This window comes from Syntrophotalea acetylenivorans (assembly GCF_001887775.1).
Classification (GTDB): domain Bacteria; phylum Desulfobacterota; class Desulfuromonadia; order Desulfuromonadales; family Syntrophotaleaceae; genus Syntrophotalea_A; species Syntrophotalea_A acetylenivorans.
In genome coordinates this window covers 484,909-497,774 of the sequence record NZ_CP015519.1, presented here as the reverse complement: position 1 = coordinate 497,774, position 12,866 = coordinate 484,909, and the positions used below count along the sequence as shown (strand labels likewise).

Genomic DNA, 12,866 nt, shown 5'->3' with positions numbered 1-12,866 from the left:
AAAGCGGGCCGTTGTCGTTGTAACAGATGGGTAATCAGCGTTTGACGATAGCATCGAACTTACATTTTGCCAGACAAACTCCACACTTGATGCAAAGGTCCTGATCAATTACATGGCACTGCTTCACATGGCCGCTGATACATTCAACAGGGCAGACCTTGGCACACAGGGTACAGCCAGTACACTTCTCCGGCAAAATAAAAAACTCGAGGAGATTCTTGCAAACACCGGCCGGGCACTTCTTGTCCACCACATGAGCTATGTATTCATCTTTGAAAACCCGCAGGGTCGACAATATGGGGTTAGGCATGGTCTGACCGAGACCGCACAGGGCGGTGTCCTTAATCTGCCGGGCCAGGGTTTCAAGACGCTCCAGGTCCGCAAGGCTGGAATGGCCGAGGGTAATGGCCTCCAGCGATTCAAACAGCCGCTTGGAGCCGATACGGCACGGCGCACACTTGCCGCAACTTTCATCCATGGTGAAGTTAAGAAAAAACTTGGACACATCGACCATGCAGGCATCCTCGTCCATAACGATCATGCCGCCGGATCCCATTATCGACTCGCAGGCCGCCAGATGCTCATAGTCGATAGGAACATCGAGATCCTTATAAGTCAGCACGCCACCGGACGGCCCACCGGTCTGAACCGCCTTGAACTTTTTCCCATCGCGGCACCCTCCACCGATATCGAATACAATTTCCCGCAGGGTGATACCCATTGGGACCTCGATCAGGCCCACATTTTGAATTTTACCCACCAAGGAAAAGACCTTGGTCCCCTTGGCGGTTTCAGTCCCGATGCTGCTGTACCAGTCAGCCCCCTTTAAAATAATGGCAGGAATATTGGCCAAAGTCTCCACATTGTTGAGAACCGTTGGCTTCCCCCAATAACCGGCCTCGGCAGGAAAAGGAGGTTTGGTATAAGGCTCCCCCGGTTGCCTTCAATAGAACGAATCAGAGCCGTTTCTTCGCCGCAGACAAAGGCACCGGCACCATATTTGATTTCAATCTCGAAATCGAAACCGGTGCCGAGAATATCGGTGCCTTGCAGTCCATAGTCGAGAGCCTGGGAGATTGCGATACGTAAGCGCTTAATAGCCAGAGGATATTCAGCGCGTATATAGATAGTTCCCTTACTGGCACCGATGGCGTAACCGGCAATAGCCATAGCTTCAAGAACACTGTGCGGATCCCCTTCTAATACCGCACGATCCATATAAGCGCCGGGGTCTCCCTCGTCAGCGTTGCAGATAACGTATTTGACATCAGAAGGATAACCGGCAGCGAAACTCCATTTGACGCCCGTTGGAAAACCAGCGCCGCCCCTCCCGCGAAGACCACTCTTTTTGATCTCTTCGATCAGCTCCTCCGGTGTCATCTCGGCGAGACATTTTCCTAGAGCCTGGTAGCCGCCTGCTGCAATGTACGAGTCAATGTTTTCCGGATCGATGAACCCGCTGTTCCGGGTAGCAATCCTCAACTGTTTCTTTTCCGTCATCGACATACCCTCCGTTATAAAAACTTGTGATACGCTCTCACAGAAACACAACTAACGAAAATGCTTAAATATTCTATATGCTTCTCAGACTTTTTCAATCTGCTAGCACAATTATATATTGGGACAATAATTATCTTTACGGAAAACGCACCACATCGAAGAATATTTCCACTCAAGCCCCCGGAACTAAATACTCTGCATACTAAACGACTGGATTACTGATGAGCGTTCGTATAAAATAATATCGTTAAGAGATTCTTGGACAAACACCAACTCTCTGGAGGTGAAAATGTTGCGTTTTTTAATGGTATCGATTTTGAGTTTAATTCTCGCTCTTGGCTGTACCGACAAAAAGGACCAAAAAGAAGCGGAAAAACCAAGCGTACCGAAAGCTGAAATCAGTCAGCCTGCACCCCCAGTAACAGACGAGGCAATGCCAACCGTTGAACAGGCTCAAGAAAACGTCGATCAAGCCGCCGAAGCCTCCGATGAAGCCAAGGCCCGCTTGGAGGTCCTGGGAGAGCAAGCGGTTATTCTTGCGGAAGAAGCTGAATCTGTGACCAAAGAAGTAACCCGAGTGACGCAACAGGTGGAAGATCTTAACCAACGCCTCGACCAGGTAGCTGCAGAAATAAAGACTGTGTTGACTCAGGCCGAATCAGCCTTGAATCAGATCGGAAAAGCTCGAGAGGCTCTGCTGCAGTCAACCAATCAACTGGCCTGCAAAGCAGGTCAACCCACAGCGGAAGACACACTTGAAGATAGCCCAGAGAAAGAAGCGATCGTCGAGTAATCCTGAAATTATGCCAAAGACAAAAGGCCTCCCAATGGGAGGCCTTTTGTCTTAATTGATGCCTGAGCGGCTAGCGGATTCTTGATTAACTACATTAGCTAATAGGAGCTATATCCCTGGTTACAAAGGATTTAGACTTCCAGCACGGTTCCGACGGTACCAAAGAAAAAACGTTCCGTCAGATGGTGGTAAAGTTGAGCGGCCCGCGGTAACCCGGTGCAGTGAGAGACCCCGATCTGCTCGACGCTGAACTCCCGAAACGCCTTAACCGTTTCCTGAAATTCTTCAGGGCCGACAAAACCCAGATGTGTACCGCCAACCACCGCATAGATCTTTTCCTGCCCCGTCTTGTTACAGACATGCTCCATAATGTTAACCACCCCGGCATGGGCACAACCCAGAACCAGAACCAGGCCTTTGCTGGAGTTGATGACCAAAGACATATCATCCAACATGGGGTCCGCTTCAAAGAGATCTTCTCCCGTCGGTACCACCAGCCGCTGATCACCTTTTTCCAGATCATTTGTACGGGGCACTTCACCGGTCAGATAAAGTCCCGGCGCTATCTGAGAATAATCACGCTCAAAACGAAAACGAGCCCCCAAAGATTCAAGGTAGGCCCGGCGCCATGGGATTCCGACAAAATGCCGCCCATGGCGATCGAGAGCATAGCGTTCGGTAAAGATATCGGGGTGGGCAAAAACATCGACGGGACCAGTACGCCGCAATAGGTCTGGCAGACCCTGGGTATGGTCATAATGACCGTGACTGAGCAGCACGGCCTTGACAGACGTGAGATCTTTGCCCAACAAACCGGCATTGTGAACCAGGCCTATACCTTGCCCGGTATCGAAGAGATAATTACCCGCCTCGGTTTCAATGAAACAGGCAAAACCATGCTCACCAACTGTGCCACGAGGAGGACCGCAGGAATTCTCACAAAGGATAGTTATTCGGATATGCATTGTTTTGAATGTCCCGGCAAATGCCAATAAGCCTCAGTTGCCTAGTTGAGCATGCACTTCCTGACGAAGGTCAGGTCGGCAGGGGACATCGATACGAATGATCTGACCCCGCTTTTTGATAAAAACATTCTTTTGCTTGATTGACGGCTGAAAGCCCTCTCCTTCAAACAAAAAAGTATAGTTCATTCCATTGTCTAGCCCGGGAATAAACGCTGGTATCTGGTAAACAATTTCTTCAACAATGCAAATTATCGCCTGATCGAGAGACTCTTCACCAGCATCGCGCAACTTATTGTCGTTCTTATCATGGTAAGCTTCGACAATGACCGTGCCGTGCTGGGTTGGCATCAGGGGTGCTCCGCCAAAAAAAAGATTGAAGAGATTCTCTTTCTTAATCGAACCTCCTTCAACATTGAACTCTTCACTACTCTTGGCCGACCACCCACTCGACGGCACCAGTAAAAAAGCCAGCAGCAGGATCGGAGGGAGGATCCGCACAAAAGCTGATGAACTTTTTAAATAATTGGTCATATCGATCCTTTGGACGAAATTTCAAGGCTCGGTTCAAACAGGAAACAGAGCTGCTATGCGGTTGATTATACCCCTTTTGCCAACTTTCTGCCAACTGACAATAGCCGAAGGCACAAAGGGATTAAACAAAAGGACTATTCCTCGATTGGGGTAACTAATCACCATCCCTGAAGGATTGGCACACAGGGGCAATGGGAACGATCTATTTGAGACTTACTCTTTAGAGATTTTTTTTGCAGGAGAACATTGAGCTCTAAAGAAATGGCGCAGCTGATTTGCAGCGCTGCGCCTGATTCTTTCCCACGGTGAGAAAATAAGGGTCATACTTCATCAATGGATACGACAAAGTGATTTCTCTATAAACTGCAAAGCAAATGCGCAATGATTAGCCGCGCTAATGTCAACCAATAATCGGCCCGCTGCCGCCAAGTTCCCGATAAGCATCCATCGCCGCGGGAAAAGGCTTAAGCGCCCGTTCGAAGATCCCTAGTGAATAAGCAATAGTCAAACCGTAGTTACTGGTCGGCACACCAGCCTGTTGACACTTCACGATACGTGATAACACCTCGCGACGATTCCACATGCAGGATCCACAATTGATGGCCAGACTAAAGGAACTAAGATCGTCAGGGAAGTCATGTCCCTGAACATGAACAAACTCGAGCTTGCCTCCGACGTACTGTTGCAGCCAACGGGGCAGTTTAACGCGGCCGATATCTTCACCAATAGGATGATGAGCACAGGATTCAGCGATTAGAACTCTATCTCCCGGCTGTAAGTTTTCTATCGCCATGGTTCCGCGCACATACTCCACCAGATCCCCCTTAAAACGGGCGAACAGAATGGAGAAGGAGGTCATGTTGATGTCATTGGGAGTATCGCCGCCGACTTTAAGAAAAGCCTGGGAATCGGTGACAACCAGTGCAGGCGGGCGTTTGAGACGGTCCAAGGCATCTCGCAGCTCCCGCTCTTTGACCACCATACAATAAGCATCGTTGTCGAGAATATCGCGAATTGACTGCACCTGAGGCAAAATCAATCGGCCCTTGGGGGCCTCCATATCGATGGGTACCACTAGGACAGCCATCTCGCCGGAAGGCACCAAGTCACCAAGAATACTGGGCGGATTGATGAATTCATCGGGAACAGTGCGAATCAGGGCCTCACGCAAATCGAGGACACCCTCACCTTTTTCAGCCGCAGCGGCTACCCAGGGCACATCAAGTTGATCAAGACGAGCGATATGAGTGGCATCGGGAGCACCCAGATCGGTTTTATTGAATACTACGATGAACGGAGTCTTGCGTTCCTGCAATTGAGCGAAGATTGCTTCCTCAAAATCTCCCCAGACACCGACTTCGGTAACAATGATGCCGATATCGGCCCGATCAAAAACCTGCTGGGTTTTCTGCACCCGCATTTCACCCAGGGCACCGACATCATCGATGCCGGCGGTATCGATGAACAGCACCGGCCCGATGGGCAGCATTTCCATCGGTTTTTCCACCGCGTCGGTGGTAGTTCCAGCCACGTTAGAAACGATCGAAACGTCCTGCCGGGTCAAAGCATTGAGTAACGACGACTTACCAACGTTACGGCGACCAAACAGACCGATATGCAGACGTAATCCTTTGGGAGTCGATTTCATTATTGTTCCTTTTTAAGGGGGGTTCCCAAACGGGTGACACTTTCCGGTGAAACCATCTGATCGAACTCTTCGGCCGTGGCCAATTTTCGTTCAACGACAAGCTCGCGCAAACTCAGTTCGTTGGTTCTCAGCGCCTGAGCCAAAGCGGTCGCCTGCTCATAGCCGATCAATGATACCAGAGCAGTAATGCTGGCAGTGGAGTTTTCTACATGACGGCGGCAGCGAGCCTCATCAGGTTCCAGCAGTTCTACACAATGACGACGAAAAATGCTGCAGGCGTTAGTGAGCAGGTCCAGGCTACCGAGTAAAGCATCGGCGACCAATGGCAAAAAGGGATTAAGCTCCAGATGCCCCATAGCGCAAGCTTGAGCAATGACCTGATCGTTAGCCATAACCTGCATGGCCGCTTGTGAAACTGCCTCAGGAATTACCGGATTAACCTTCCCGGGCATGATGGAAGAACCGGCCTGACGAGCCGGAAGGCGTAATTCACCAACTCCGGCATCCGGACCAGAGGAAAGAAAACGTAAATCGGAAGCGATCTTAAGCAGATTAGTGGCAAGAGCCTTAAGAATGCCGCTCACCTCGACAAAGACGTCGTTGTTCTGGGTCGCTTCGATAAGATTTTCCGCCCTGGCCAAACCAAGTCCGGTAATGGCCCGCAACTGTTCTACCACCCGAAAAATATACTGGCGAGGTGCTGACAAACCCGTTCCTATGGCAGTACCGCCAAGATTAACCACCCGTAGGCGTTCCTCGCATTTATAGATACGCCAGCGATCCCGGGCAAAGGCATCGGCATAAGCGGACATTTCCCGGCCGAGGGTGGTCAGCGCCGCATCCTGCATCTGGGTGCGGCCGATCTTGACAACATGTGCGGTGGCTTTTTCCTGGGCCTGAAATGCTTCGCACACCGCCACCACCTCCCGCTCCAGATCTCGCAACAAGCCGATCGCTGCAACCTTTAGAGCGGTGGGATAGGTATCATTGGTCGACTGATGTCGATTGATATCGTCCAGTGGGCTTATTTCGTGATAACTGCCGAGAGGCTTATCGAGGAGCTGCAACGCCCGATTGGCCAGGACCTCATTGACGTTCATATTGGTAGAAGTTCCGGCCCCCCCTGCAGAGCATCGACCACGACATGCTCATCAAGATGCCCTTCCATCATTTCGCTGCACGCCCGGTCAATGGCCTGGCCTTTTTCCTCAGACCAAAGACCTAAGCCCTGATTGGTACGACAGCAGGCAAGCTTAACCGCGCCAAAGGCATGAACCAGGGCTTTATTGACCTGTCTTTTCGAAAGAGCGAAGTTTTCCAGGGCACGCACCGTATGGATACCGTATAAGGCCTGTGCAGGAACTTCCCCTTCACCCAGTAAATCCTTTTCGCTACGAAAGTCAGTCATATCAGAAATAAATATCCCGCACATTGCGTTGTTTGATTTCTTCCAACTGCTTGATGGTCCGTTGTTTCATATCCCCATCCTCCATTTTGGCCAGTTCCTCCTCAATGAGCTTTTCACCGACCTTACGTGTTTCTGGGGAACTGTAATCGACCAGGTATTCTTCAAGGGTCAAAAGGGCGTTAGGTGTGCAATAACGCTTGATGAATCCGGGAATGCTGAACTCCATGAAATGCTCTCCGGTTCGGCCGCTACGATAGCAAGAGGTACAGAAACTCGGCACATAACCGTCGCTCATCAACTGGCACATGACCTCGTCAAGGGATCGGATATCGGCCAGGGAGAACTGCTCCCGTTCCATGACCTGAGCATCGCCTGCCTCGGTATAGCCGCCCAGTTCGATACGACTGCCGGCATCGATTTGCGACACACCGAAAGACATCAACTCACGGCGCAGTTCCGGATTTTCCCTCGCGGTTAGAATCAGTCCGGTATAAGGGACAGCAAGACGAAGGATGGCGATAATCCGTTTGAATTCGTCATCTGTGGTAAAATATTGCTCATCGAATTCAACACCCTGGGCCGGTCTCAATCGCGGGAAGCTCAGGGTATGGGGACCGACATTGTAGGTTTCCTGCAGATAAAGCGCATGGCGCACCATGGCCAGCACCTCGAAACGCCAATCGTAGAGTCCGAACAGAACCCCCAGGCCTACATCGTCGATGCCTGCTTCAAAAGCGCGGTTCAAACCATCGAGACGATAGAGATAGTTACCCTTGCGAGTATTGCCGGGATGCATCTTGGTGTAAGTGTCGTGATGGTAGGTTTCCATAAAAATCTGGTAAGTACCGATGCCAGACTCTTTCACCTTTTTGTATCCTTCAACATCCAAAGGGGCAGCATTAATATTGACTCTGCGAATTTCCCCATGACCGGAGCGAACCGAGTACACATTGCGAACGGTATCCGAGATAAAATCGGCGTCATACCGGGAGTGCTCGCCAAAAACAAGAATCAGTCGTTTATGACCATGATCCTCGAGGGCAGTAACCTGCTGTTTAATCTCATCAGGGGTCAGGGTCCGTCGCACGGCCTGAAAGTTGGAACGTTTGAAGGCACAATAGGTGCAATCATTGATGCAATCATTGCCAATGTACAAAGGGGCAAAAAGAACGATCCGGTTCCCATAAACATTTTCTTTAAGTTGACGGGCAGCTGCAAAAATCTCTTCATGCAACTCGGGGTCAGTGGTACGGACCAGGTCCGCAGTCTCCTCAACACTCAAAGCGATTTTGTTCAAGCTCTTGGCGACAATTTCGCGAATGCGCGCTTTGGTAGGCTGTTCCTTATTGATCAGGCCGTGAAGAAAATCCTCATCGATAAAATCGACAGCTTTCTTACTCAAATCCATAGATGGCAAAGACATAACGAGACCCTCTTTCTGTAGGAAGGTTAAATAGATTTATGCAGGTTGGGCGAGTCGCCCCGGCCAGTACCTACCGTACGCCCAAGGGCACGTATTTGACGTAGAGCAGCGGCGCAACTCTGCTCGGCGTCTTCGGTACTAGCCGCTTTAGCAGGATATATTTCATACATTTGACGATATTTCAGGGGCGTAAGATTAGGCATCACGATATTGGCTCCCCTTTGCAATCCAAGTTCCCGCCCAACAGGGCCATCTAAAGTGGCAAGCGCTGTTGTGCTGGGGATATTAGCCTGAGGACAGACCAACCGTGCAAGGGCAATGACCCTGTAACCTAACTCCACAGAATTAATCACCTGCTCGCCTTTGGGCAAGTCCCAGCGATTTCCGATACCGGCAAGGGGCGTATCAGGATGAGGAATGTATGGTCCGACCCCAATCATATCGAGGTCCAGTGACCGGAACCGATCAATGTCATCCGCTAGAGACTCATAACTCTGGCCGGGGATACCTATCATTACACCACTGCCAATCTCATAACCAATTTCACGAAGTCTTGCGAGGATAGCCAATCGATCACTGGATTGTCCGGCCAAGGGCGGATGAATACGATCGAACAATTCACGATTACCCGTCTCAAAACGAAGCAAACAGCGATCAGCACCGGCAGCATGCCAGAGCTGATAATCTTCATCCGAGCGCTCCCCGAGGCTGAGGGTGATAGCCAGATCGGTCTCCTCTTTAACCTGGCGAATAATGTCAGCTAACCACTGGGCCTCGATAGAGGAGTCTTCGCCGGCCTGCAAAACCAGGGTCCCAAAACCGACTTCCACAGCCTTATGAGCGCAAGCGAGGATTTCGTCGGAAAGCATCAAGTAACGCTGTAACTCACGATTGTCTGCACGGATACCACAATAAAGACAATTTCTTTCGCAGCGATTGGAAACCTCTACCAGGCCGCGCAAATGAACCTGGTCTCCGACATATTTTTTACGGGTCGCATCGGCCAAGGCCCAAAGCTCAGCAATTTCTGCAGGATCTTCGCTAAGCAACCAACGTAAAATGGACTGTTTATCTGGGGGGGTATGAATAAAAGTCATAAGGGATTCCTGAAATTTTTAAAAATGTGGTCGATTCCGCAAGGGAGAGGAACGAAATCGACCATGAAGAAACTGAAGATTCTTATGTTGTCCCTATTATGGCTAATTCGACTGACTAATCTTTGATTCAGGTCAAATTCGTACCATTAATCACTTCATTCTGAATGCATTCCCCAAATCCAGATAAAAAAAGGCCGGATGATTGCTCATCCGGCCTAAAATCACTGCACTGTACTACAGTTAGATTCTAAAGAATCCTACAGCTGCTGACGCTTGAAGTAGTGGGTGTGCAGCAGGTGATGCGCCTTCTCGCTGAGAGGCTTGCCGAGGAACTTCTCGTACAACTCAACGATGTAGGGGTTTTCGTGGGACTTGCGCTCGGGCTTGCCCGCATCTTCAGCGTAGAGAACTGCGTTACGCTTCTTGAGGATTTCCATGTCGCCGTGGTGGTAGGGCTGACCGCCGCCGCCGATACAGCCGCCGGGGCAGGCCATGATTTCGATGACGTGGAATTGCTCTTCGCCTTTTTGAACCATTTCCAGCAACTCACGAGCGTTGCCGAGACCGGAAGCAACACCGACCTTAAGGGTGTGAGGACCTACCTGAATGTCAGCAGTCTTAACACCGGTCAGGGTACGAACGGCTTCGAACTCAACAGCCGGCAAAGTTTCGCCGGTGGCCAGTTCGTAAGCGGTACGCAGAGCAGCTTCCATAACGCCGCCGGAGTTACCGAAGATCGGAGCAGCACCGGTGGAGTAGCCGAGAGGATTGTCGAAATCTTCTTCGGGGAGCTGAGCGAAGTCGATGTTCATGGTCTTGATCAGGCGACCGAGCTCACGGGAAGAAATGACGATGTCGACGTCGGGATTGCCATCAACGGCAAACTCGGGACGGGCGGCTTCGTATTTCTTAGCGAGGCAAGGCATAACCGAAACTACAACCATCTTCTCGCGGGGGATGCCGAGAACTTCAGCGTAGTAGCTCTTAGCGATGGCACCGAACATCTGCTGAGGAGACTTGGCGGTAGAAGGAACGTCAAGCATGTCAGGGAACTGATGCTCGAAGAACTTAACCCAGCCGGGGCAGCAAGAGGTCATGATGGGCATTTTAACGTTCTTGTCGCCATCCAGGAACTTCTGCAGACGGTCGAGGAATTCGGAACCCTCTTCCATGATGGTCAGGTCAGCAGCGAAGTCGGTATCGAAAACATGATCGAAGCCGAGCATACGCAAGGAAGCTGCCATCTTACCGGTGAAGGACTGGCCAGGCTCCATGCCGCAAGCTTCGCCGAGAGCGGCGCGAACAGCAGGGGCTACCTGAACAACGGTGACCTTTTCGGGATCAGCCAGAGCGTCGATGACTTTCCAGGTGTGGTCATGCTCAACCAGGGCGCCTACAGGGCAAACCTGAGTACACTGACCACAGTTGGTGCAGACGGAGTCTTCGAGGTTCATTTCGAAGGCCGGAGCAACAACGGCGTCGAAACCGCGGTTAACACCGGACAGTACGCCGCAGGACTGAATGTCGTTGCACATGGTTTCGCAACGACGGCACATTACGCATTTGTCCATGTCGCGGATGATGGAAGCGGATACATCCTGGCGATAGGTGGACATGGCGCCCGGAACGCTGATCTCACGGATACCGAAAGCTTCGGCGAGATCCTGGAGTTCACAATCACCGGACTTGGCGCAAACCAGGCAGTCCTTGGGGTGGTCAGAAAGCAGCAGCTCGAGAACGGTCTTACGAGCCAGCAGTACGCGGAGGGTGTTGGTCTTAACGACCATACCGTCCATGACCGGAGTGGCGCAGGCAGGTGCCAGGTTGCGGCGACCTTCAACTTCAACCACGCAAACGCGGCAGGAAGCGGCCATATTGTTGTATTTCATGACGTCCAGGTTCAGGTAGCACAGAGTCGGAACGTTGATGTCCAACTTCTGAGCGGCATCAAGAATCTTGCTGCCAGCCGGTACCTGGGTGGCTTTCCCGTCGATGGTTATATTCATCATAGACATGCGATATGTCTCCTTTCCTTACTGTTTGATGATGGCGTCGAACTTACACTTGTCGAGACAGGCACCACACTTGATGCAAGCGGCCTGATCGATGACGTGAATTTCCTTGGCATTGCCGCTGATGCAGTCAACCGGGCAGACTCTCTTACACAGAGTACAACCCACGCACTTGTCATCAACCACGACGAACTCGAGCAAGTCGGAGCAAACGCCAGCCGGGCACTTCTTGTCTACAACGTGCGCGGTGTACTCATCTTCAAAGACGCGCATGGTAGACAGAACCGGGTTAGGCATGGTCTGGCCCAAGCCGCAAAGAGCAGTGTCCTTGATAGCATTGGACATTTGCTTCAGCTTCTCGATATCTTCAAGGGAACCCTGACCCATGGTGATCTTGTCGAGGGCTTCGTAGATACGCTTGGAGCCGATCCGGCAAGGCGTACATTTGCCGCAGGTCTCTTCCATGGTAAATTCAACGAAGAACTTGGCGATGGAAACCATGCAATCGTCTTGGTCCATAACGATCATGCCGCCGGAACCCATCATCGACTGGCAAGCAACCAGGCTCTCGTAGTCGATCTTGACGTCGAGGTCTTTGTAGGTCAGTGCGCCACCGGAAGGACCACCGGTCTGAACGGCTTTAAACTCCTTGCCGTCACGCACGCCGCCGCCAACTTCCATGATAACTTCTTGCAGGGTGATGCCCATGGGAACTTCGATCAGACCAACGTTGTTGATCTTACCGGCCAGTGCGAAAACCTTGGTACCCTTGGAGGTCTCGGTGCCGATGCCGTTGAACCACTCGGCGCCCTTGACGATGATGGCCGGGATGCTGGCCAGGGTTTCAACGTTGTTAACGATGGTCGGCTTGTCCCAGTAACCGGCTTCGGCGGGGAAAGGAGGCTTGGTGTAAGGCTCGCCGCGGTTACCTTCCATGGAGTTGATCAGGGCGGTCTCTTCGCCACAAACAAAGGCGCCTGCGCCGTATTTGATGTCGAGGTCGAAAGAGAAGTCGGTGCCCATAATGTTCTTGCCGATCACGCCTTTTTCTTCAGCCTGCTTGATGGCGATCTTCAGACGCTCAATGGCCATAGGGTACTCAGCACGGATGTAGATGGTGCCCTTGTTGCCGCCGATGGCGTAAGCGCCAATGGCCATAGCCTCAAGCACGCTGTGCGGGTCGCCTTCGAGAATAGCGCGGTCCATAAATGCACCGGGATCGCCTTCATCCGCGTTGCAGACCACGTATTTGTCGTCGCTGGCGTACTTGGAAGCGAAGCCCCACTTAACGCCGGTGGGGAAACCTGCACCACCACGGCCGCGGATGCCGGAAGCCTTCATGGTTTCGATAACCTGATCAGGGGTCATCTCGCCGAGGCACTTGGCCAGGCCAAGGTATCCGCCAGCGGCAATATAGGAATCAATGTTTTCCGGATCGATAAATCCGGAGTTCCTGGTGGCTATTCTAAGTTGCTTTTTCTCTGCCATA

8 protein-coding genes and 2 pseudogenes are annotated in these 12,866 nt (G+C 51.5%); 1 reads left to right on the top strand and 9 read right to left on the bottom strand.

Annotated features, from left to right (window positions below; genetic code table 11):
• Window positions 1-34: 34 nt before the first annotated feature.
• Window positions 35-1,500 (bottom strand): annotated as a pseudogene (locus A7E78_RS15695) (NADH-ubiquinone oxidoreductase-F iron-sulfur binding region domain-containing protein).
• 289 nt (window positions 1,501-1,789) lie between these two features.
• On the opposite strand from A7E78_RS15695, the gene A7E78_RS02290 reads away from it, so the two are divergent.
• Window positions 1,790-2,293 carry a hypothetical protein gene (locus A7E78_RS02290; protein WP_072282742.1) on the top strand — a complete coding sequence of 168 codons (504 nt, stop codon included), beginning with the start codon at window positions 1,790-1,792 and terminating at the stop codon, window positions 2,291-2,293.
• A gap of 131 nt (window positions 2,294-2,424) precedes the next feature.
• Here the strand turns inward: A7E78_RS02290 and A7E78_RS02285 are convergent, their stop codons facing one another.
• From A7E78_RS02285 to A7E78_RS02250, 8 genes and pseudogenes are all read right to left on the bottom strand, one after another.
• Window positions 2,425-3,258, bottom strand: coding sequence for an MBL fold metallo-hydrolase (locus tag A7E78_RS02285; RefSeq protein WP_072282741.1), 834 nt, complete (start codon window positions 3,256-3,258; stop codon window positions 2,425-2,427).
• Between the two features lie 33 nt (window positions 3,259-3,291).
• Window positions 3,292-3,789, bottom strand: a complete 498-nt coding sequence (locus tag A7E78_RS02280) for a hypothetical protein (protein ID WP_072282740.1) — start codon at window positions 3,787-3,789, stop codon at window positions 3,292-3,294.
• Between the two features lie 400 nt (window positions 3,790-4,189).
• On the bottom strand, window positions 4,190-5,437 hold the full coding sequence (gene hydF, locus A7E78_RS02275; protein ID WP_072282739.1) for a [FeFe] hydrogenase H-cluster maturation GTPase HydF: 1,248 nt from the start codon (window positions 5,435-5,437) through the stop codon (window positions 4,190-4,192).
• Window positions 5,437-6,845: pseudogene (locus tag A7E78_RS02270) on the bottom strand (aspartate ammonia-lyase). Before A7E78_RS02270 ends, hydF begins: the two are co-directional and overlap by 1 nt.
• 1 nt (window position 6,846) lies before the next feature.
• A complete protein-coding gene (gene hydG, locus A7E78_RS02265; protein ID WP_201258024.1) occupies window positions 6,847-8,268 on the bottom strand; it encodes a [FeFe] hydrogenase H-cluster radical SAM maturase HydG in 1,422 nt (473 codons plus the stop codon).
• A gap of 26 nt (window positions 8,269-8,294) precedes the next feature.
• On the bottom strand, window positions 8,295-9,365 hold the full coding sequence (hydE, locus tag A7E78_RS02260; protein WP_072282738.1) for a [FeFe] hydrogenase H-cluster radical SAM maturase HydE: 1,071 nt from the start codon (window positions 9,363-9,365) through the stop codon (window positions 8,295-8,297).
• Between the two features lie 257 nt (window positions 9,366-9,622).
• Entirely contained in the window at window positions 9,623-11,380 is a 1,758-nt protein-coding gene (locus tag A7E78_RS02255; protein WP_072282737.1) for an NADH-dependent [FeFe] hydrogenase, group A6, read from the bottom strand.
• Between the two features lie 18 nt (window positions 11,381-11,398).
• Window positions 11,399-12,865 carry an NADH-ubiquinone oxidoreductase-F iron-sulfur binding region domain-containing protein gene (locus tag A7E78_RS02250; RefSeq protein WP_072282736.1) on the bottom strand — a complete coding sequence of 489 codons (1,467 nt, stop codon included), beginning with the start codon at window positions 12,863-12,865 and terminating at the stop codon, window positions 11,399-11,401.
• Window position 12,866: the final 1 nt, after the last annotated feature.